Source organism: Burkholderia aenigmatica (assembly GCF_902499175.1).
Taxonomy (GTDB): domain Bacteria; phylum Pseudomonadota; class Gammaproteobacteria; order Burkholderiales; family Burkholderiaceae; genus Burkholderia; species Burkholderia aenigmatica.
This window is the reverse complement of record NZ_CABVQC010000001.1, coordinates 188217-208479: the sequence shown is the minus strand read 5'-3', so window position 1 is coordinate 208479 and position 20263 is coordinate 188217. Positions and strand designations below refer to the sequence as shown.

General features: G+C 67.1%; 17 protein-coding genes. 12 read left to right on the top strand and 5 right to left on the bottom strand.

The window, feature by feature from the left end:
• The first annotated feature begins 50 nt into the window (after positions 1–50).
• The 9 genes from BDO18943_RS00955 to BDO18943_RS00915 all read left to right on the top strand — a co-directional run bounded on the left by BDO18943_RS00955 (position 51) and on the right by BDO18943_RS00915 (position 9819).
• The gene (locus tag BDO18943_RS00955) at positions 51–812 is read left to right on the top strand and encodes an SDR family NAD(P)-dependent oxidoreductase (RefSeq protein ID WP_175020811.1); all 762 of its coding nucleotides are present in this window, start codon (positions 51–53) and stop codon (positions 810–812) included.
• A gap of 109 nt (positions 813–921) precedes the next feature.
• Positions 922–1881: a 3-hydroxyacyl-CoA dehydrogenase gene (locus BDO18943_RS00950; RefSeq protein WP_175020810.1), complete on the top strand. Its 960-nt coding sequence runs from the start codon at positions 922–924 to the stop codon at positions 1879–1881.
• Positions 1882–2008: 127 nt separating this feature from the next.
• Entirely contained in the window at positions 2009–3409 is a 1401-nt protein-coding gene (locus BDO18943_RS00945; RefSeq protein WP_175020809.1) for a GntP family permease, read from the top strand.
• A 196-nt stretch (positions 3410–3605) separates the two neighbouring features.
• Positions 3606–4439: a transporter substrate-binding domain-containing protein gene (locus BDO18943_RS00940; RefSeq protein WP_210771935.1), complete on the top strand. Its 834-nt coding sequence runs from the start codon at positions 3606–3608 to the stop codon at positions 4437–4439.
• Between the two features lie 74 nt (positions 4440–4513).
• On the top strand, positions 4514–5800 hold the full coding sequence (locus BDO18943_RS00935) for an NAD(P)/FAD-dependent oxidoreductase (protein ID WP_175020808.1): 1287 nt from the start codon (positions 4514–4516) through the stop codon (positions 5798–5800).
• Positions 5801–5830: 30 nt separating this feature from the next.
• Positions 5831–6802 carry an amino acid ABC transporter permease gene (locus tag BDO18943_RS00930; RefSeq protein WP_175020807.1) on the top strand — a complete coding sequence of 324 codons (972 nt, stop codon included), beginning with the start codon at positions 5831–5833 and terminating at the stop codon, positions 6800–6802.
• A 22-nt stretch (positions 6803–6824) separates the two neighbouring features.
• A complete protein-coding gene (locus tag BDO18943_RS00925; protein ID WP_175020806.1) occupies positions 6825–7550 on the top strand; it encodes an amino acid ABC transporter ATP-binding protein in 726 nt (241 codons plus the stop codon).
• 246 nt (positions 7551–7796) lie between these two features.
• Positions 7797–8708, top strand: coding sequence for an NAD-dependent epimerase/dehydratase family protein (locus BDO18943_RS00920; RefSeq protein ID WP_175020805.1), 912 nt, complete (start codon positions 7797–7799; stop codon positions 8706–8708).
• 208 nt (positions 8709–8916) lie between these two features.
• Entirely contained in the window at positions 8917–9819 is a 903-nt protein-coding gene (locus BDO18943_RS00915; protein ID WP_175020804.1) for a LysR substrate-binding domain-containing protein, read from the top strand.
• Positions 9820–9922: 103 nt separating this feature from the next.
• Here BDO18943_RS00915 and BDO18943_RS00910 read toward each other — a convergent pair whose 3' ends face one another.
• The 4 genes from BDO18943_RS00910 to BDO18943_RS00895 all read right to left on the bottom strand — a co-directional run bounded on the left by BDO18943_RS00910 (position 9923) and on the right by BDO18943_RS00895 (position 16363).
• Positions 9923–11317, bottom strand: coding sequence for an efflux transporter outer membrane subunit (locus tag BDO18943_RS00910; RefSeq protein WP_175020803.1), 1395 nt, complete (start codon positions 11315–11317; stop codon positions 9923–9925).
• Positions 11314–14505 (bottom strand): efflux RND transporter permease subunit, encoded by a 3192-nt coding sequence (locus BDO18943_RS00905; protein ID WP_175020802.1) that lies wholly within the window; start codon positions 14503–14505, stop codon positions 11314–11316. The genes BDO18943_RS00910 and BDO18943_RS00905 overlap by 4 nt, the downstream gene beginning before the upstream one ends.
• Complete coding sequence (locus BDO18943_RS00900) at positions 14502–15728, bottom strand: efflux RND transporter periplasmic adaptor subunit (protein WP_175020801.1); 1227 nt, start codon at positions 15726–15728, stop codon at positions 14502–14504. The genes BDO18943_RS00905 and BDO18943_RS00900 overlap by 4 nt, the downstream gene beginning before the upstream one ends.
• A gap of 293 nt (positions 15729–16021) precedes the next feature.
• Positions 16022–16363 carry a DUF4148 domain-containing protein gene (locus tag BDO18943_RS00895; protein ID WP_175020800.1) on the bottom strand — a complete coding sequence of 114 codons (342 nt, stop codon included), beginning with the start codon at positions 16361–16363 and terminating at the stop codon, positions 16022–16024.
• Between the two features lie 323 nt (positions 16364–16686).
• Between BDO18943_RS00895 and BDO18943_RS00890 the strand changes: the two genes are divergently transcribed.
• A complete protein-coding gene (locus BDO18943_RS00890) occupies positions 16687–17706 on the top strand; it encodes an aldo/keto reductase (protein WP_175020799.1) in 1020 nt (339 codons plus the stop codon).
• A 17-nt stretch (positions 17707–17723) separates the two neighbouring features.
• On the top strand, positions 17724–18140 hold the full coding sequence (locus BDO18943_RS00885) for an SRPBCC family protein (protein WP_175020798.1): 417 nt from the start codon (positions 17724–17726) through the stop codon (positions 18138–18140).
• 107 nt (positions 18141–18247) lie between these two features.
• Here BDO18943_RS00885 and BDO18943_RS00880 read toward each other — a convergent pair whose 3' ends face one another.
• Positions 18248–19195 carry a LysR family transcriptional regulator gene (locus BDO18943_RS00880; RefSeq protein ID WP_175020797.1) on the bottom strand — a complete coding sequence of 316 codons (948 nt, stop codon included), beginning with the start codon at positions 19193–19195 and terminating at the stop codon, positions 18248–18250.
• Positions 19196–19426: 231 nt separating this feature from the next.
• On the opposite strand from BDO18943_RS00880, the gene BDO18943_RS00875 reads away from it, so the two are divergent.
• Positions 19427–20215: an SDR family oxidoreductase gene (locus tag BDO18943_RS00875; protein WP_175020796.1), complete on the top strand. Its 789-nt coding sequence runs from the start codon at positions 19427–19429 to the stop codon at positions 20213–20215.
• Positions 20216–20263 lie beyond the last annotated feature (48 nt).

Sequence of the window (20263 nt, the reverse complement as noted above, 5' to 3'; positions counted from 1 at the left end):
CTAAAGAGACCTTCCCGGCCGGCAATACGATTCGGGATGCTGATGGAAATATGAAAATGAAGATGCCGGGCTTCCGGCTGGATGGCAAGACCGCGCTGGTGACCGGCGCGGGACGAGGGATCGGGCTGGCCGCGGCCGTCGCGCTGGCGCAGGCTGGCGCGCGGGTGACGCTGGCGGCACGCTCGGGCGACGAACTGCGCGCCGCCTGTGAATCGATCGGTGCGGCGGGCGGCGCGAGCGACTACGTCGTGCTCGACGTGACGGATGCGGCGGCGGTGGATACGGTCGTGTCGTCCCGCGGGCCGTTCAACATCCTGGTGAACAGCGCGGGCATGAACCGGCCACGGCCGATCGTCGACGTGCTCGACGCGGATATCGACGACATGCTGGCACTGAACGTGAAGGCCGCGTTCTATCTGTGCCGCTCGGTGGCACGAGGGTTGATCCGCGCAGGGCAGGACGGTTCGTTCATCACCGTTTCTTCGCAGATGGGCCATGTCGGCAGCGCGGGACGAACCGTCTATTGCGCGACGAAGCACGCGGTCGAGGGCATGACGAAGGCGCTCGCGTGGGAACTGGGCGCGTACCGGATCCGCGTGAACACGCTGTGTCCGACGTTCATCGAAACCGCGCTGACCGAGCCGATGTTCAAGGTCGACGGGTTTCGCGACTGGGTGACGTCGCGCATCGCGCTCGGTCGCGTCGGCCGCTTGGACGAAGTGATGGGGCCGGTCGTGTTTCTCGCGAGCGACGCGTCGTCGCTGATGACCGGCAGCGCGCTGATGCTGGACGGGGGCTGGAGCGCCGCGTAATGCGAAATCGGGCCGGTGCGGCCCGGGACGAACGGACACGGTGGCGGCGCGGCGCGGCGCGCGCGACGCCGCCGTGCCGGACGCCATCGACAAGCAATGGAGGAGACACATGACAATTTCAATCGATCTCGACAAGCCGGTCGCGGTGGTGGGCGCGGGGCTCGTCGGCGCGGGCTGGGCAATTGCCTTTGCGCGCGCCGGCCTGACCGTGCGCGTGTTCGACGCCGATCCGCAGATCGCTGCGCGCTCGCTGCCGTGGGCTGCCGAACAACTGCGCGCGCTGCATGCGCGCGGCCTGCTCGACGAGCGGCCGGAGCGCGTCGCGGCGCGGCTGCAACCGGCGCCATCGCTGCAGGATGCCGTCGCCGGCGCGATGTACGTTCAGGAGTCGGTGCTCGAGCGCATCGACGTGAAGCGAGCGTTGATGGAGCAGATCGACGCGCTGGCCGATGCGTCGGTCGTGATCGGCAGCTCGAGCTCGGGCATTCCCGCGTCCGACTTCGCGAACGACCTGGCCATCTCCGCGCGCGTGCTGATCGCGCATCCGGTGAATCCGCCGTATCTCGTGCCCGTGGTCGAGCTGGTACCGTCCACGCAGACCTCGGCCGCCACGGTCGAGTTCGTCGAACGCCTGATGACGGCGATCGGCCAGAGCGTCGTGCACGTGCGCAAGGAGGTCGAGGGGTTCGTGCTCAATCGCCTGCAGGCGGCACTGTTGCGGGAAGCGTGGGCGTTGCACCGCGAAGGCGTCGCCAGTTGCGAGGACATCGACAAGACGGTGCGCGACGGTCTTGGCTGGCGCTGGTCGTTCATGGGGCCGTTCGAGACGATCGACCTGAACGCGCCGGGCGGCGTGGCCGACTACGCGCGCCGGCTCGGGCCGCTGTATCACGGCATCGTACGCTCGCGCGTCGACGAAGGGCCGTGGGACGACGCGCTGATCGCCCGGGTCGAGCAGGATCGCCGCCAGTATCTGCCTGCCGACGAACTGGCGGCCCGGCGCGACTGGCGCGACGCGAAGCTGATGGATTTCGCCGCCGTGCGGCGGGCGTCCGACGCGCGCGATTGAACCCGCCTTAGTCGTATTCGAACGGGCTGCGCCGCTCGTGCACGCGAATTCGTGCGCGGCGTGCCCGCGCGCGCTTGCCGACTCGCATCGTGATGCGCGCGCCGAACCTCATTCTTTCTGAATCGTTATGTCAATTCTCGTGATTGCCGTCGCGCTGATCGCGCTGATGGTGGCCGCCTATCGCGGCTTCAGCGTAATCCTGGTCGCGCCGCTGGCCGCGCTCGGCGCGGTGCTGCTGACCGACCCCGCCGCGGTCGCGCCGGTGTTTTCCGGCATCTTCATGGAGAAAATGGTCGTCTTCGTGAAGCTGTATTTCCCGGTGTTCCTGCTCGGCGCGGTGTTCGGCAAGGTGATCGAACTGTCGGGATTCTCCGAGTCGATCGTGCATGCGGCCATTCGCTACATCGGCCAGACGCGCGTGAACGCGGTGATCGTCGCCGTGTGCGGGCTGCTGACCTATGGTGGCGTGTCGCTGTTCGTCGTGGTGTTCGCCGTCTATCCGTTCGCGGCCGCACTCTATCGCGAGGCCGGCATTCCGAAGCGCCTGCTGCCCGGCGCGATCGCGCTCGGCGCGTTCTCGTTCACGATGGACGCGTTGCCGGGCTCGCCGCAGATCCAGAACATCATCCCGACCACCTTTTTCAAGACGACGACGTGGGCCGGCCCGTGGCTCGGCGTGATCGGCTCGGTGTTCATCGTGGTCGCGGGCCTCGCGTTTCTCGAATGGCGCCGCCGTGCGGTGATGGCGACCGGCGAGGGCTACGGCGCGTCGCATCAGAACGAACCGGAGGTGACCGGTGCCGGTACGCTGCCGCATCCGCTGCTGGCGCTCGCGCCGCTGGTCGTGGTCGGCGTATCGAACTTCATCCTCACGCACCATATTCCGCACTGGTACGGCGATGCCTATACGATTGCGCCCGACGTGCTGCCCGGCATGCACGGCACGCTGTCGACGCCGGTCAAGAGCGTCGTCGCGATCTGGGCCGTCGAGGGTGCACTGCTGCTCGGTATCTTGCTGACGCTCGTGACCGCGTTCGGCCGGATGCGGGCGCGCTTCGCCGCCGGCACGCGCAGCGCGGTCTCGGGCGCGTTGCTGGCGTCGTTGAACACCGCATCGGAATACGGCTTCGGCGGCGTGATCGCGGCGCTGCCCGGGTTCGTGTTCATCGGCCGTGCACTGCAGGCGATTCCCGATCCGCTCGCGAACGCGGCCATTTCGGTCGGCGTGCTCGCGGGCGTCACGGGTTCGGCATCCGGCGGGATGAGCATCGCGCTGGCGGCGATGTCCGATTTCTTCGTGCGTGCGGCCGATGCGGCGCACATTCCGGCCGAGGTGCTGCATCGCGTCGTCGCGATGGCGAGCGGCGGCATGGATACGTTGCCGCACAACGGCGCGGTGATCACGCTGCTCGCGGTGACGGGGCTCAGTCATCGCGAATCGTATCGGGAGATATTCGGCATCACGTTCGTCAAGGCAGCCGCCGTGGCGCTCGTGATCGCGGTGTATTACGCAACGGGGCTGGTATGAGCGCGTGCCGCGCATTCAAATATGAAACAGGCTGGTTCGTTCAAACGTATACATATAGTAGAACTGATTAGCTGATGAGTTTACCGTACTAGGTCGTGTAATTTTCTCAATAGCGTGACGCGACCTCGGCGCGTAGATTGAAAAATGAAATAACGAAACACAATAATTCCATCAGAAGGTCCAAGGAGACAAGTCAATGAAAGTCGGTTCGATGATCGGCAAGGTCGCGTGCGTCGCGGCACTTCTCTGCGCGGCAGGCATCGCGCACGCCGGCGAAACGCTCGATCGCGTGAAGTCACGCGGCACGATGGTGGTCGTCACGAGCGCGAAATGGCCACCGCAGGCTTACCTGAACGACAAGCACGAGTTCGAGGGCTTCGATATCGACGTCGCGAACGAAATCGGCCGGCGGCTCGGCGTGAAGGTGGCGTTCCAGACGCCGCAGTTCAACCTGATGACGGGCGGGCACTGGCACGGGCGCTGGGATCTGTGCGTGCTGTCGGTCACGCCGACCAAGGAGCGCGAGCGGCTGCTCGATTTCCCGGCCGTGTATTACTACAGCCCGTACGTGTTCGTCGTGCACAAGGATTCGAAGGCCACGTCGCGCGCCGATCTCGGCGGCAAGGTGATCGGCGTGGAAGCCGGCACCACGTCGGAGGATTACGTGAACCAACGCCTGAGCATCGGCGGCCCCGACGTGCCCGCGTTCACGTACCTGCCGCAGGCGCCGAAGCAGGTGAAGACCTACGGCACGTCGCTGCTGCCGTACGAAGACCTGCGCCTCGGCGACGGCAAGCGCGTGGACGCGATCCTCACGCCCGAGCAGACCGCGATGGCCGCGATCAAGAACGGCTATCCGGTCAAGATCCTGCCCGGCGATTACGCGTATCGCGAGCCGCTCGCAGTCGTCGCCGACAAGGGCGATGCGGAGTGGGACAAAACGGTCGGCAATGCGGTGACGCAGATGAAGCAGGACGGCACGCTAACGAAGATCAGCGTCAAATGGTTCGGCAAGGACTACACGAAGTAAGCCGCCGGCGCGTGCCGCATGCGGGTGAATGCGGCACGCGCACGTCCATTTGATTTCGTCATTACGGAAATGCCATGACCACCGATTACGTGGATACCTACTATTCACGCACGCTCCACGACACGATCGCGCGTGCGCCGCTCGATGCCGATCTCGATGCGGACGTGTGCGTCGTCGGCGCCGGGATGGCCGGCATCACGGCCGCGCTCGAACTGCTGCGGCGTGGCCGCAGCGTGGTGCTGCTGGATGCGAACCGCGTGTCGTGGGGCGCGTCCGGGCGCAACGGCGGCGTCGTGAGCCCCGGCTATTCGACCGGCATCGCGCAGATCGTGCGTCACGTCGGGATGGATCGAGCGAAGGCGCTGTACCGGATGTCGATCGAAGGCGTCGACATCGTCGCCGACAACATCCGGCAGCTCGGCATCGACGCCGCCGAGCCGGTGCCCGGCGTGCTGCGCGTGTCCCGTCACGACAACGGCAACGAGATGATCGAGCAGCAGCGCTGGCTCGCGCGCGAGTTCGACTACGGCGTCGAGCATCTGCCGACGCAGGCCGTCCGCGAGATGCTGGTGTCGGACAAATACCATCAGGGCCTGCTCGACCGCCGCGCGTTCCATTTCCATCCGCTGAACTACGCGCGTGCGCTCGTCGCCGAGATCGAACGCCTGGGCGGGCGCGTGTTCGAGGATTCGGAGGTCGTGTCGATCGCCGATCGCGGCGCAACGAAGCGGGTCGCCACCGCGCGCGGCAGCGTCACAGCGCGTGACGTCGTGCTGACCTGCGGCGGCTACACGGGGCGGCTGGTGCCGAAGCTCGCGCGCAGCTACCTGCCGATCACCACCTACATGATGCTGACCGAACCGGCCGCCGACCTGATCGCATCGGCGATCCGCACGCGCGCGTCGATCGGCGACAGCCGGCGCGCGAGCGATTACTACCGGCTCGTCGACGATGGCCGGCGCGTGCTGTGGGGCGGCATGATCACGACGCGCCGTTCCGATCCGCGCCGCCTTGCCGATGCGCTGCGCGACCGGATGGTCGACGCGTATCCGCAGCTCGCGCCGCTCGCGATCCAGGTCGCGTGGTCCGGAAAGATGGCATACGCGCGCCATCTGATGCCGCTGATCGGCCGCTTCGACGACGGCATCTGGTACTGCATGGGCTTCGGCGGCCACGGGATGAACACGACGGCGATCGGCGGACGCGTGATTGCCGAGGGCGTGGCCGGCGCCTCCGATCGCTACCGGCGCTTCGAAGCGTTCGGCTTGCCGTGGAACGGCGGCTATGCGGGGCTGGCCGTCGCGCAGCTGACCTACTGGCGCTACCAGGTGATGGATTTCATGCGCGAACGGGCGGCGTAAGCCGCGATGCCCCGCCTACAGGAGAAACACATGCTTGCAGACAACCTGCCGAGAACGCAGAAAGGCTGGCGCGGCACCGCGCTGGCGGCCGCGATCGTCACGCTGGCCGTGGTCTTCGCGATCGCGCGCAACGTGCCGCAGTGGGCGGCGACGCTGAACCTTGCGGCGCTGCCCGGCATCGGCGCGTTGCCGGGCGCGCTGCATGCGCTGCTGATGCTCGCGGCCGGTGCCGCCGTGCTGATCGCGAACGGTTACCTGCTGACGCGGCTGCCGTCGCGTGTGCAGATCGCGATCGTCTGGTGCGAACTGCTGCTGTTGCTGGCCGCGTTCCTGTCGACGTTCGACCTGAGCTTCGAATTCATCCATCGCAAGATCGGCTACCTGATCAGCCAGGGCGCGGTGACGACGCTGCTCGTGTCGGCGATCTCGATCTCGATCGCATTCGTGCTCGCGCTGATCGGCGCGCTCGCGAAGCTGTCGTCGAACGGCATCGCGATCGGCATCGCGTCGTTCTATACGTCGCTGTTTCGCGGGCTGCCGCTGCTGATGCAGATATTCATCCTGTATCTCGGGCTGCCGCAGCTCGGCTACGTCGTCGATCCGATTCCGGCCGGTGTGACCGCGCTGTCGCTGTGCTACGGCGCGTACATGACGGAGATCTTCCGCGCCGGGATCCAGAGCATCCCGCAGGGCCAGTGGAACGCCGCGCGCGCGCTCGGCTTCACGCCGGCGCAGATGATGCGGCTGATCATCCTGCCGCAGGCGATGCGCGTGATCATTCCGCCGACCGGCAACCAGTTCATCGCGATGCTGAAGGACAGCTCGCTGGTGTCCGTCGTCGGCGTGTGGGAGCTGACCTACGTCGCGACGACGGAAGGCCAGAAGGAGTTCCGCCACATGGAGATGCTGATCAGCGCGGCGCTGGTCTACTGGGTGATGTCGCTCGTGCTCGAAGTGGTGCAGGCGCGCATCGAGAAACGATTCCGCAAGGCCGTGCGTTGATGCGCGCAAACCGGAGCGAAGCATGATCGAGATCGACAACGTATCCAAGTCGTACGGCCCGTTCCAGGTGCTGACCGATTGCACGACGACGGTGGGGAAGGGCGAGGTGGTCGTGGTCTGCGGCCCGTCGGGGTCGGGGAAATCGACGCTGATCAAGACCGTCAACGGGCTCGAGCCGTTCGAGCGCGGCGCGATCCGCGTCGGCGGCGTGTCGGTCGGCGATCGCCGGACCGACCTGCCGAAGCTGCGCGCGAAGGTCGGCATGGTGTTCCAGCACTTCGAGCTGTTTCCGCACCTGTCGATCGCGGAGAATCTCACGCTTGCGCAGCGCAAGGTGCTCGGCCGCTCCGCTGACGAAGCGGCTGCGAAGGCGCTCGGGCTGCTCGAGCGCGTCGGCCTGCGCGCTCAGGCGGACAAGTATCCGGGGCAGTTGTCGGGCGGGCAGCAGCAGCGCGTCGCGATCGCGCGTGCGCTGTCGATGGACCCGGTCGCGATGCTGTTCGACGAACCGACGTCGGCGCTGGATCCGGAGATGATCAACGAGGTGCTCGACGTGATGGTCGAGCTCGCGCAGGACGGCATGACGATGATGTGCGTGACGCACGAGATGGGCTTCGCGAAGAAGGTCGCGCATCGCGTGATCTTCATGGACCAGGGGCGGATCGTCGAGGACGACGACAAGGACGCATTCTTCGCGGCGCCGAAATCGGCGCGCGCACGGGATTTCCTGCAGAAGATCCTGCACTGAGCGCGGTGCCGGCGAGGTGGCGACCGTCGCGCGCATCTTCCCGCTCCGGTCAAAACTGTTTTCGCGCCCGGCCTCTTTCTCGACCGGGTGCAGGGCATCGATACTGGCTCCGCAAGGCGGCCTTGCGCGTTTCCGCGCGGCAGGGGCCGCCATCGACGGCCTGCGTCACCGCGAACCCGGAGCGCATGCGCCGACCATTCTCGCGAGGCGCCTCCCGAACCGGCGATCTCGCCATCGGAGCGGTACATGAAGGGCATCAAGATATTCGTGACGGGCGCCAGCGGCTACATCGGCGGCTCGGTGGCCGCGCGGCTCGTCTCGGCCGGGCACGTCGTCACCGGCTTGACGCGCGATAGCGACAACGCCGCGACACTCGCGGCGGCCGGCATCATGCCGGTCGTCGGCACGCTCGACGACGCGGCACTGCTGCATGCGTTCGCGCGCGACGCGGACTGCGTCGTCAACGCGGCGAGCAGCGATCACCGCGAGGCCGTCGAGACGATCATCGCGGCGCTGAGCGGCTCGGGCAAGACGTTCCTGCATACGAGCGGCACCAGCGTGATCGCGGACGACGCACAGGGCGCGCATGGCGATGCCGCCGTGTTCGACGAAACGACGCCCGTTGTCAAACCCGCGAAGGCCGAGCGCCACGCAATCGACCGGCTCGTGATGTCGGCCGCGAACCTCGGCATCCGCTCGGCCGTGATCTGCAACAGCATGATCTACGGCGACGGTCTCGGTATCCGCCGCGACAGCGCACAGCTTCCGCTGCTCGGGGCCATCGCGCGTGACACCGGCGCCGTGCGCGTGATCGGCAAGGGGCTGAACCGCTGGTCGAACGTGCATGTCGCCGATGTCGCCGATCTGTATCTGCGCGCGATCCATGCGGCGTCGCCCGGTGCGTTCTATTTTGCGGAGAACGGCGAAGCGTCGTTCGTCGAAATCGGCCATGCGCTCGGCGAGCGGCTCGGCTTGCCGTCCGTCGTCGAATGGGATATCGCCGATGCGGCGCAGGCGCTCGGTCATTCGCGTGCGCATTTCTCGCTCGCGTCGAACAGCCGCGTGAAGGCGCTGCGTGCGCGGCAGGAACTCGGGTGGGCACCGAAGCACGGCGCAATGCTCGACTGGATCCGCGACGAGATGCCCATCGCGGCGTGAAGCCGGTGCCCCGACCCGTATGAAGCAAGGCGCGCCCGCCCGGGCGCGTCTGCGTGACCGGCCACCGGCCTCATTCCGGCTTCTTCAGACAATATTCGCCACGCATTGTTGAATCGAAATCAACTGTGATTCGCGTCCGCGCCCGCTTATCAAACCGGCGCGGCGGCACTATCGTGACGGTTCCTGAAACCGCTGACGACTGCCGACCATGAAGACGACCCTCGACGAGATGCTCGCGTTCGTGACCATCGCCGATACCGGTTCGCTGACGGGCGCGGCCGACAAGCTGCATCAGCCGACCTCGGTGATGAGCCGGATCCTGCGGCGCCTCGAGGAGAAGCTCGACACGACGCTGATCCGCCGCACGACGCGCCGCCTCGAAGTGACCGAGGAGGGCAAGCTGTTCCTCGAATACGCGCGCGACATCATCGCGTCGGTCGAATTTGCCGAGGAGCAGATCGTCAGCCAGCGCGAGACGCCGTCCGGGCGCTTGCGGATCAACGCGGCGATGCCGTTCATGCAGCACGTGATCGCGCCGATGATGCCCGGCTTCCGCGAAGCGTATCCGGCGATTGCGGCCGAACTCCACACGAGCGACGAGATCATCGACCTGCTCGAACAGCGCACCGACGTGGCGATCCGGATCGGTGAGCTGCGCGATTCGACGCTGCATGCGCGCCGGCTCGGCAGCAGCCGGCTGCGTATCCTCGCGAGCCCCGCTTATCTGGAGAAAGCCGGCGTGCCGGCGAGCGTCGCCGATCTGGCGAACCATACGCTGCTCGGCTTCGTGCAGCCGGAAACACTGAACCACTGGCCGCTGCGCACGGCCGACGGCGGCGCGTACCGGATTCATCCGGCGCTGCAGGCGTCGAGCGGCGAGACGCTGCTGACGCTCGCGCTCAACGGCGCCGGCATCGTTTGCCTGGCCGACTACATGACGGGCACGCATCGTCGCGACGGCAGCCTGGTCGAAGTGCTCGTCGACGACACCACCGAGTTCCGCCAGCCGATTCACGCGGTGTTCTATCGCAACGCGACGCTGTCGTCGCGCATCGTCAGTTTTCTCGACTATGTGAGCGCGCAGTTGAAGGAAGGCGGCGACATCGACTGAACCGTGCGGTAAGCGACTGGCCATGCAACGCAAAAAAAGGGCGACGGGTTCGAATGACATCGAACCCGTCGCCCTTTGCATATCGGTCGAACCTGAAACGCGCTTACTGCCCCAGCGCGCTCATCAGCCTGACCTGGCTCAGCATTTCCTCGGTGCGTGCCTGCGCGAGCGAATCCTCGGCCGCGAGCAGCGAGCGCTGCACTTCCAGCGTATCGATGAACGCCGATTCGCCGCTGCGCCACGACCGGTTGATCTGCGTATACGCGCCACGCGCGTTCGATACCGCGCGTTCGAGGCGCTCGGTCCGGCTGTGATCGCGGGCGGTGGCGGCCACCGACGTCTCGACGTCGCTGACGGCGGTCAGCACCGTCGTGCGATACGCAGCGACGGCCTGATCGGCCTGCGCACGGCGCAACGCGACGACACTGCGGCGCCGCCCGCCGTCGAACAGCGGTGCGCTCGCACCGGCGCCGGCCATCCATGCGAGCGAACGCGCGAGCGTCGCACCCGAGAAGCCGTCGATCGCCGCGCCGATCACGCCGATCAATTGCAGGTGCGGCTTGAGGTCGGCCTCGGCCACGCCGATCCGTGCATAGGCCGCGACGACGCGCGCCTCGGCCGCGCGGATGTCGGGCCGGCGGCGCAGCAGGTCGGCCGGCGTGCCGATGCCCGGCGCGGCGGCCGTCCATACCGGCCCCGGCGCGGGCGGATCGAGCCGCGCATAGACATCCTGCGGCGTCGATGCGGTGATGATCGACAACCGGTGGATCGCGGCCTGCCGCTGCAGTTGCAGCGCGGGCAGCTCGGCCAGCGTCGTTTCCGTCTGCGCGGCGGCGCGGTCGACGTCGGCAACCGGCACGACGCCCGCGTCGAACAGGCGTCGCGTCGATTCCTCGGTGCTGCGCTGGCTCAACGCATTGGCCTCGACCAGTGCGAGCCGCTGTTCGAGCCCGCGCGCCGTCACGTAGGTGCGCACGGTTTCGTCGATCGTCGCGATCCGCACGGCCGCCGCATCGTTCTGCGCGGACGCGATGTCCGCGTCGGCTGCCGACACGCCCTGGCGGATGCGACCGAAGATGTCGATTTCCCAGGCGAGGCTCGCGTTCAGGTCGAACGCATTGCCGGTCGTCGGCGTATCGGTCGGGAACGCCTGCGACGCGGACAGCCGCTGGCGGCCGGCACTCGCGTTCAGGTCGAGCGACGGGAACCACTGCGACGCGGCGCCGATCCGCACCGCGCGCGCCGCGTCGATGCGCGCGACTGCCGCCTGCAGGTCGAGATTGTTCGCGAGCGCCGTGTCGACCAGCCGGTCGAGGATCGGATCGTGAAAGCCGTGCCACCACGCGCCGGTGTCGGCGGCCGGGCCGGTGGCCGCGAGATCCGCGTTCGCATAGGTCGCGGCCAGCGGCGGCGGCGAAACGGTGGCGACCGGCGCGCTCGTGCACGCGGTCAGGATGGCGGCCGCGGACAGCGCGGCCACGAGTCGAACGAACTTCATTGCACCACCTCTTCGGTGACGGTTGCGACAGCGGTCTTGCGCATCGCGAGCCGGCGAACCATCACATAGAACACGGGCGTAAACAGCAGCCCGAAGAACGTCACGCCGATCATGCCGAAGAACACGGCTGCACCGACGGCCTGGCGCATTTCCGCGCCGGCGCCTTCGGAGATCACGAGCGGCAGCACGCCGAGAATGAACGCGAGCGACGTCATCACGATCGGGCGCAGCCGCTGCACGCAGGCTTCGACGACGGCCTCGACGAGTTCGGTGCCGTCGGCCTCCAGCTGCCGCGCGACCTCGACGATCAGGATCGCGTTCTTCGCGGCGAGCCCGACCAGCACGATGAAGCCGATCTGCGTGAGGATGTTGACGTCCTGGCCGAGCGCGCGCACGCCGAGCGACGCGGCGAGCAGGCACATGGGCACGATCAGCAGGATCGACACGGGCAGGCTCCAGCTGCCGTACTGCGCGGCGAGCACCAGATAGACGAGCAGCACGCACAGCGGGAACACGAGCAGCCCCGTGTTGCCGGCCGTGGTCTGCTGATACGACAGGTCGGTCCATTCGAACGAGATGCCGGGCGGCAGCACCTGTTTCGCGAGCGTTTCCATCGTCTTGATCGCAAAGCCCGAGCCGAGGCCCGGTGCCGTATCGCCGTTGATTTCGGTGGCCGGATACAGGTTGTAGCGCGGTGCGCGATCGACGCCGAGCGTGTCGTCGATGCGCGTCACGCTGCCGATCGGCACCATCTCGCCGTCGCGGTTGCGCACCTTCAGCCGCGCGAGATCGGAGGCACCGACGCGGAACGGCAGGTCGGCCTGCGCGGTCACGCGATAGGTGCGCCCGACGATGTTGAAATCGTTGATATAGGTCGAGCCGAAATACGTTTCGACCGCGTCGTTGATCGCCTGGCTCGGCACGCCGAGCATCTCGGCCTTCTCGCGGTCGAGTTCGACGTGCACCTGCGGGCTCGTCGCGGAATAGGACGTATAGACGCCGACCATGCCGGGTGTGCGGTTCGCAGCCGCGACGAGATCCTGTGTCGCCTTCGCGAGCGCGGCGGTGCCGAGCCCGTTGCGGTCTTCGAGCCGCATCGCGAAGCCGCCCGTGCTGCCGAGGCCCTGCACCGGCGGCGGCATCGCCACGACGATCGACGCTTCGGTGATGGTTGCGAGCCGCTTGCGCATCTCGGCGGCAATCGTGTCGATCGTCAGGCCGCGGGCCTTGCGTTCCGGCCAGGGCTGAAACACCGGGAACAGGCCGGCGCTGTTCGCCGAGTTCGTGCCGGTCGCCGCGTTCACGCCGGAGAACACCGGCACACGCGCGACACCGGGGACCGACAGCGCGATGTCCTCGATCTTGCGTGCGACCGCGCTCGTGCGTTCGAGCGTCGCGCCGTCGGGCATCCGCACGAGCACGACGAGGTAGCCGCGATCCTGCGCGGGAATGAAACCCTTCGGGCTCGACACGAGCAGGTAGCCGGTCGCGGCAATCAGCACCACGTACAGCGCGGCCATCGCCGGGATGATCCGCACGACCTTGCGGACCAGCCGGCCGTACGCATCGGACAGGCGCTGGAACACGCGGTTGAACGCGTTCGAGAAGCGCCGCGCGATACGCATGGCGGGCGCGAGCAGCGCGGCCACGCGCGAGCCCGATGCGGGTGCGTGATGGTCGCCGGTGTGCGCTTTCAGCATCATCGCCGACAGGGCGGGCGCGAGCGTCACCGACGTGAAGAACGAGATCGCGGTCGACACGGCGATCGTCACGCCGAACTGGCGGAAGAACTGGCCCGAGATGCCGGGAATGAACGAAGTCGGCACGAACACCGCGCACAGCACGAGCGTGATCGCGAACAGCGCGCCGCCGACTTCCTTCATCGTCAGCAGCGTCGCATCGCGCGGCCTCGCGCCGGCCGACAGGTGCCGCTCGACATTCTCGACCACGACGATCGCGTTGTCGACGACGATCCCCACCGCGAGCACGAGGCCGAACAGCGTCAGGTTGTTGATCGAGTAGCCGAGCACGGCCATCGCCGCGAACGTGCCGACGAGCGACACCGGAATCGACAGGATCGGGATGATCGACGGCCGCCAGCCCTGCAGGAACAGCAGCACGACGAGCACGACGAGCACGACGGCTTCGTAGATCGTCTTGACGAGTTCGTGGATGCTGTCGCCGATGAACGCGGTCGGGTTGTAGCCGATGTTGTAGACGATGCCCTTCGGGAAATCCTTCGACAGCTCGGCCATCTTCTTCTCGACCGCGTCCATTGTCGCGACCGCATTCGCGCCGGGCTGCTGCAGCACCTGCAGCGCGATCGTCGGGTGGCGCAGCATGTAGCTGTCGGTCGCATACGCGAGCGCGCCGACTTCGACGCGTGCGACATCCTTCAGCCGCACGAGCCGTCCGTCCTTGCCTTGCTTGACGACGATGTCGCTGAAATCCTCGGGGCGCTTGAGCCGCCCTTCGAAGATCAGGTTCGGCTGGAACGCCTGGTTCGTGATCGGCGCCTGCGCGACCACGCCGCCCGCGAGCTGCGTGTTCTGCGAACGCACCGCGGCGATCAGGTCGCCCGGGCTCAGGCCGAACGACGCGACGCGCTCGGGATCGAGCCAGATGCGCATCGAGTATTCGCGCGCGCCGAGCGGATTGATGTCGCCGACGCCTTCGATCCGCTTCAGCACGTCGGCGACGTTGCGGATCGCGTAGTTCGACACGTACAGCGGATCGTAGCGCTGGTCCGGCGAGTACAGGAAGATCGTGCCGAGCTGCGTCGGCGACGACTTGCGCACCGACACGCCGCTGCGCTGCACGGGCTCCGGCAGGCGCGGCGTCGCGAGCGCGACGCGGTTCTGCACAAGCACCTGCGCCTTGTCGACGTCGGTGCCGGGCTTGAACGTCACGGTGATGTTCAGGCTGCCGTCGGACGTCGCCTGGCTGTACATGTACAGCATGTCTTCCACGCCGTTCACTTCCAGTTCGATCGGCGTCGACACCGTTTGCGAGACCGTTTCCGCGGACGCGCCCGGATAGGTTGCCTGGATCACGACGGTTGGCGGCGCGATGTCCGGATACTCGGACACCGCGAGCGAGAAATAGGCCAGCGCACCGGCGATCGTCAGCACGATCGACAGGACGATCGCGAGCACCGGCTGCTGGACGGACAGGCGGCCGAGGTTCATTGCGCGCTCCCGGTCGTGCCGCTGGCCGCGTTGGCCACGGTGGCCGTATTGGCCGTATTGGCCGCTTCGATCGCGCGCGGCACGGCCTTGACCTTGTCGCCGGCCTGCACGCGCTGGAAGCCGTCGACGATCACGCGGTCGCCCGCGTTCAGCCCCGCGTCGATTTCGCGCAGGTTGCCGTACAGGCGGCCGGGCGTCACCGGGCGGATCGCGACGGCGCCGTTCGCGTCGACGAAGTACAGCACGCGACGCGTCGCATCGGTCGCGACGGCCGCATCCGGCACGAGCAGCGCGTGGTGCGCGACGCGGCTCGACAGATACACGCGGCCGAACTGGCCGGGGCTCAGGCGCCGGTCCGGATTCGCGACGCGCGCACGCTGCCGCAACGTGCCCGTCGAGTCGTCGAGGCGGTTGTCGACAAAATCCATCGTGCCCGTCAGCGACGGCTGCGCATCGCCCGGCAGCGCGATCGCGACCTGTCGCGACGACGCATTGCCGCCGCTTTTCTGCGCTTCGCGGGTGTAGCGCAGGTAGCTTTCCTCGTCGACGTCGAAGTAGATGTCGATCGGATCCTGCGACACGATCGTCGTCAGCACGGTCGCGTCGCTGTCGCCGCCTTTCACGAGATTGCCCTCGCTGACGCGCTTGCGGCTGATGCGGCCGGACATCGGTGCGACGATGCGCGTGAACGACAGGTCGAGCTGCGCGCGTTCGACTGCGCCTTGCGCGCTCGTCACCTCGGCCTGCGCGCTTTGCACGGCCTGCCGGCGCTGGTCGTAGAGGCTTTGCGCGATCGTGTCGGTCTTGATCAGGACGCTCGCGCGCTCGAAATCCTGCCGGCTCAGCTTCAGTTGCGACTGCGCGCGTTCGAGCGCGCCTTGCGCGGCCGTCATGGCTGCCTGGTACGGGCGCGGGTCGATGACGAACAGCAGGTCGCCCTTGCGGACGGTCGCGCCGTCCTGGAACGCGACCTTGTCGAGATAGCCGCTCACGCGCGGACGCACGTCGACGGTGTCGACCGCTTCGAAGCGGCCGGTATAGACGTCGACGTCGTTGACGTCGCGCGCGACGGGCGCGCTGACGATCACGCTCGGCGTCGCGGCCGGCGCCTTGTCGTCCGACTGGCAGCCGGACAATGCGAAGAGCGCGGCCAGCGGAACGGCGGCCAGCACGGTCAGCGCGGCCGGTCGCGCGATGCGCTTCAATCCTGGATATCGATTCATGTGCGTGCGAAATGTCGAGTGAGGCGCATGGCGCCGGATGGTGCGCAGTATCGTGTGCGGCGCGCGGCGGATAAACGGATGAAGCGGCATAAGAACTTGTACTGCGCAGTCACGAATCACCGTGTGCGGTGACGACGTGCGAGCCGGTTTCGCGGCGTCGCACGAAGGCGAGGACGTGCAGCGACGACGCGCGGCCCGAATGCCTGTTCAGGCGATTCGGGCCGGCCATGCGGAGGGGCGGGACGAGCGTGTGCGCGTGTCGAGAGGCGTGCTCTCTTGCGCGTCGACGCGACTCAATGACCGCGATAGATCGAGTCGCGGGCGTTGATCATCATCGCGCGGCCGGATTCGACGGTCGGGCGGCCCGCGCTGCCGTAACCGGTGGTGTCGGCGGCCGGTGCGGCGTTCGGTGCTGCCTGTGCGACGGCGTTGTCACGCACACGCTTTTCGGCGGCGAGGATCGCTTCCGGATAGTGGTTGTGGTCCAGGGCCGGGGTGTAGCCTACGGCCGCGAGGCGGGCCATTTCGGCCTTCACTTCGGCGCGGGTCAGTTGGTGGTCGGCCTGCTGCGCGAACGACAGCGCCGGGGCGGAAAGGATCAGTGCGGCAAGCGTGGAAGAGATCAGCGTTTTCATCGTGGGTACCTATCAGGTTGAGTGAACCGCAACCACGTGATGTCGTTGCGAGTGCAGCCAATATAGGTATCGCGCCGCCCGGGAAAAACGGCTGCCGGCCCAAATGATTTTTGATCTGGAATCACGAATCGGGCATGGATTTGGTCAGCAGCCTTGCTGGCCGGGCGTTCCACCCGAACCGGGTGCAGGGGCCGCCGATCGAAACAGGCATCAAACGGGTCGATTAGACCTCTCGGGACTCAAGTTTGTCGAATTCCGTCTTGGACAGACTTAACCTGCCTGCCTAGACTGAACTCGCTTTCCCTCACTCCCTGGAGAAAATCATGAGTCTCAAAGACAAGCTGCCCGGTAACAAGATCCTTGGTTTCGGTACGGCCCCGCTCGGCAACATGTTCCGCAACATCCCCGACGCGGAAGCCGCGGCCACCGTCGAAGCCGCGTGGCAACACGGTATCCGTTATTTCGATTCGGCCCCGTTCTACGGCGCCGGCCTCGCGGAAATCCGCCTCGGCGACGCGCTGGCGAACCACCCGCGTGACGAATACGTGCTGAGCACGAAGGTCGGCCGCGTGATCCTCGACGAAATCGAAGACGTGTCGGCGCGCGATCTCGGCGAAAAGGGCGGCCTGTTCGAACACGGCCGGCCGAACCGCATTGTCAACGACTACACGGCCGACGCGACGCTGCGTTCGATCGAGGACAGCCTGAAGCGCCTGCGCACCGACCGCCTCGACATCGTCTGGGTGCACGACATCGCCCAGGACTTCTACGGCGACGAATGGCTCGCGCAATTCGAAGTGGCGCGCAAGGGCGCATTCCGCGTGCTGAGCAAGCTGCGCGAAGAAGGCGTGATCAAGGCCTGGGGCCTCGGCGTGAACCGCGTGGAGCCGGTCGAACTGGTGCTCGACCTTGCCGAACCGCAACCGGACGGCATGCTGCTGGCCGGCCGCTACACGCTGCTCGATCACGAGCGCGCGCTGCAACGCGTGATGCCGGCGGCGGCCGCGCAGAACGTCGGGATCGTCGTCGGCGGCCCGTACAGCTCGGGCGTGCTCGCAGGCGGCACGCACTTCGAATACCAGAAGGCTTCGCCGGAAATCCTCGCGAAGGTCGAGCGGATCAAGGCGATCGCCACGCGCTACAACGTGCCGATCAAGGCCGCCGCGCTGCAGTTCTCGATGTCGCATCCGGCCACCGTCGCGGTGATTCCGGGCGCGAGCCGTCCGGAGCGGATCGCGGAAGACCAGGCTGCGCTGAACGTGGTGATTCCGGCCGACTTCTGGCGTGAAATGCGTGAACAAGGTCTGATTGCGGCCAATGCGCCGCTGCCGACCGATCGTTAATCCTCAAAGGTGATGACATGGCACAGGCAAATGCAAGCATCGAACTCCCGGCTTCGGCCGAGACCGTCTGGCAACTGATCGGCGGCTTCGGGTCGCTGCCCGACTGGCTGTCGTACATTCCGGCCAGCGAGCTGAGCGAAGGCGGGCGCGTACGGCGTCTCGCGAACCCGGCCGGCGAGGCGATCGTCGAGCGGCTGGTCGCGTTCGACGAAGCGGCGCGCAGCTACACGTACGCGATCCTCGAAGCACCGTTCCCGGTCGTGAACTATCGCTCCACGCTGCGCGTGCGCGAAAACGGCCCGAACGCGTCGACCGTCGAGTGGTCGGGCACGTTCACGCCGCACGGCGCGACCGACGACGACACCGTCAAGCTGTTCCGCGGGATCTACGAAGACGGCCTCGCGGAACTCGCGAAGCGGTTCGCGGCGGCCTGACGGCGGCGCGTCGCAGCGTGCGAGCAGGAGCCTGGCGATATCGGGCTCCGTCGGCGCCTTCGCCGGGGTTGACGCCCACGGCGAAGGCGTTGGCATGTTTGCCTGGCTTACTCCATCGAGTCCGGCGCGCCGCCGCCGTCGACATGCAGTTCGTCGATCAGCAGGCGCGCGCCGGGCGAGATCGGCGCGCCCTTGCGCGTGACGAGCTCGTAAGGCTCGCTGCGCGAACCGATCTTGAGCGGCAGGATGCGCGTCATGCCGTGCCGCGCGAAGAATTCGGCGACATCGATCGACACGAGCGCGACGAACGACGGATTGCCCTGCAGCAGCGCGAGCGTCGCGAACGCCGACGTCGTTTCGAGCAGATGGGGCGGAAAGCGGATGTCGGCTTCGAGGAATTCGCGCTCGAGCAGCAGTCGCATCGGCATGTTCGCGCGATACACGACCCACCGGTACTCGGCGAGATCGCGCAGTGCGAGCGTCTTCGCGCTCTTCAGCGGATGGCACACGTTCGCGACCACCGCGAGCGTCTCGTCCTGCAGCTTCACGCTGTCGTAGAGCTGCGGTGTGCGGCTGATCGTCGTGCGGCAGATTGCGAGGTCGAGCCGGCCCGCGTCGATCTCGCTCAGCAGCGCCTCGCTGGTGTCCTCGACGATCTCGACGGACATCTCCGGATGGCGCGCGACGAGCGTCGAGATCGCGTCGGTCAGCCGCGGCACCGCGCCCATGATCACGCCGACGCTCACGCGCCCGCCGTGCCCGCGCAGGATGCCGACGATTTCCTCGCGCAGGTGCGCGAGGTCGGTATGAATCAGCCGCGCATAGCGGATCACGCAATCGCCGACTTCGGTCGGCTCGAGCCCGCGATTGGTGCGGTTGAACAGCGGCGTGCCGAAGGTCGTCTCGATCTCCTGCAGCGCCTTGCTCGCGCCCGGCTGCGTGAGCGCGACCTGCTGCGCGGCCTTCAGCAGCGAGCCCTGGTCGGCAAGCGCGATCAGCAGGCGCAGCTGCTTCAGATGGAGGCGGGAAATGATCGAGTGAAGCGGCGGCGTCATGAGTGTGACAAAAAGTTATACCGGTATCACATCCTGTCAATTGCCGCGACGGGCGCGTCTCTTTATGCTGGCGCGTCGAGCCTTGTTTTAAGTATGTTCTTCGGATGTGCGGACCGATGGGCCGCGAGGGCGCGGCGGAACGGGTCGCACGCACTATAACTTGAACTTATTGCCGTGTCGATTACGGTCACGCCGGAACGACACGCGCTGGATGCCTGGAGCGAAGCAGAAATGGATCTGAACATCGAAGGCCGTTGGGCGCTGGTCTGCGCGGCCAGCAAGGGGCTGGGCAAGGGCTGCGCGCAGGCGCTCGTCGCCGAGGGCGTGAACGTCGTGATCACCGCGCGCGGCAGCGACGCACTCGAGGCGACCGCGCGCGAACTGCGCGAACTCAATCCGGGCGTCACGGTGGTGGCGGTGGCCGGCGACATCACGACGAGCGCGGGCCGCGCGGCAGCGCTCGCGGCCGCGCCGCACATCGACATCCTCGTGAACAACGCGGGCGGCCCGCCGCCGGGCGACTTCCGCGAGTGGACGCGTGACGACTGGATCGCCGCGCTCGACGCGAACATGCTGACGGCCATCGAGCTGATCAAGGCGACCGTCGACGGGATGACCGAGCGCGGCTTCGGGCGCATCGTCAACATCACGTCGAGCGCGGTGAAGGCGCCGATCGACGTGCTCGGGCTGTCGAACGGCGCACGCACGGGCCTGACCGGCTTCGTCGCGGGCATCGCGCGGCAGAAGCGCATCGCGGCACGCAACGTGACGATCAACAACCTGTTGCCGGGGCTGTTCGATACCGACCGCCTGAAGAAGGCGACCGAAGCGTCGGCGCAGGCGGAAGGGACGGACTACGAAGCGACGCGTGAAGCGAAGCGCCGGAACGTGCCGGCCGGGCGTTTCGGTACGGCCGGCGAATTCGGTGCGGTCTGCGCATTCCTGTGCAGCGCGCACGCCGGCTATCTGACGGGGCAGAACGTGCTGCTGGACGGCGGCGCGTATCCGGGCACGTTCTGATTTCCGGCGCGGCTGCAGTCGAATGCCCGGGGCGCATGACGCGCGCCG

Excerpts from the sequence above, each read along its gene's own strand:
- BDO18943_RS00955 (WP_175020811.1), top strand. The coding sequence starts at position 51 with ATGAAAATGAAGATGCCGGGCTTCCGGCTGGATGGCAAGACCGCGCTG.
- BDO18943_RS00950 (WP_175020810.1), top strand. The coding sequence starts at position 922 with ATGACAATTTCAATCGATCTCGACAAGCCGGTCGCGGTGGTGGGCGCG.
- BDO18943_RS00945 (WP_175020809.1), top strand. The coding sequence starts at position 2,009 with ATGTCAATTCTCGTGATTGCCGTCGCGCTGATCGCGCTGATGGTGGCC.
- BDO18943_RS00940 (WP_210771935.1), top strand. The coding sequence starts at position 3,606 with ATGAAAGTCGGTTCGATGATCGGCAAGGTCGCGTGCGTCGCGGCACTT.
- BDO18943_RS00935 (WP_175020808.1), top strand. The coding sequence starts at position 4,514 with ATGACCACCGATTACGTGGATACCTACTATTCACGCACGCTCCACGAC.
- BDO18943_RS00930 (WP_175020807.1), top strand. The coding sequence starts at position 5,831 with ATGCTTGCAGACAACCTGCCGAGAACGCAGAAAGGCTGGCGCGGCACC.
- BDO18943_RS00925 (WP_175020806.1), top strand. The coding sequence starts at position 6,825 with ATGATCGAGATCGACAACGTATCCAAGTCGTACGGCCCGTTCCAGGTG.
- BDO18943_RS00920 (WP_175020805.1), top strand. The coding sequence starts at position 7,797 with ATGAAGGGCATCAAGATATTCGTGACGGGCGCCAGCGGCTACATCGGC.
- BDO18943_RS00915 (WP_175020804.1), top strand. The coding sequence starts at position 8,917 with ATGAAGACGACCCTCGACGAGATGCTCGCGTTCGTGACCATCGCCGAT.
- BDO18943_RS00910 (WP_175020803.1), bottom strand. The coding sequence starts at position 11,317 with ATGAAGTTCGTTCGACTCGTGGCCGCGCTGTCCGCGGCCGCCATCCTG.
- BDO18943_RS00905 (WP_175020802.1), bottom strand. The coding sequence starts at position 14,505 with ATGAACCTCGGCCGCCTGTCCGTCCAGCAGCCGGTGCTCGCGATCGTC.
- BDO18943_RS00900 (WP_175020801.1), bottom strand. The coding sequence starts at position 15,728 with ATGAATCGATATCCAGGATTGAAGCGCATCGCGCGACCGGCCGCGCTG.
- BDO18943_RS00895 (WP_175020800.1), bottom strand. The coding sequence starts at position 16,363 with ATGAAAACGCTGATCTCTTCCACGCTTGCCGCACTGATCCTTTCCGCC.
- BDO18943_RS00890 (WP_175020799.1), top strand. The coding sequence starts at position 16,687 with ATGAGTCTCAAAGACAAGCTGCCCGGTAACAAGATCCTTGGTTTCGGT.
- BDO18943_RS00885 (WP_175020798.1), top strand. The coding sequence starts at position 17,724 with ATGGCACAGGCAAATGCAAGCATCGAACTCCCGGCTTCGGCCGAGACC.
- BDO18943_RS00880 (WP_175020797.1), bottom strand. The coding sequence starts at position 19,195 with ATGACGCCGCCGCTTCACTCGATCATTTCCCGCCTCCATCTGAAGCAG.
- BDO18943_RS00875 (WP_175020796.1), top strand. The coding sequence starts at position 19,427 with ATGGATCTGAACATCGAAGGCCGTTGGGCGCTGGTCTGCGCGGCCAGC.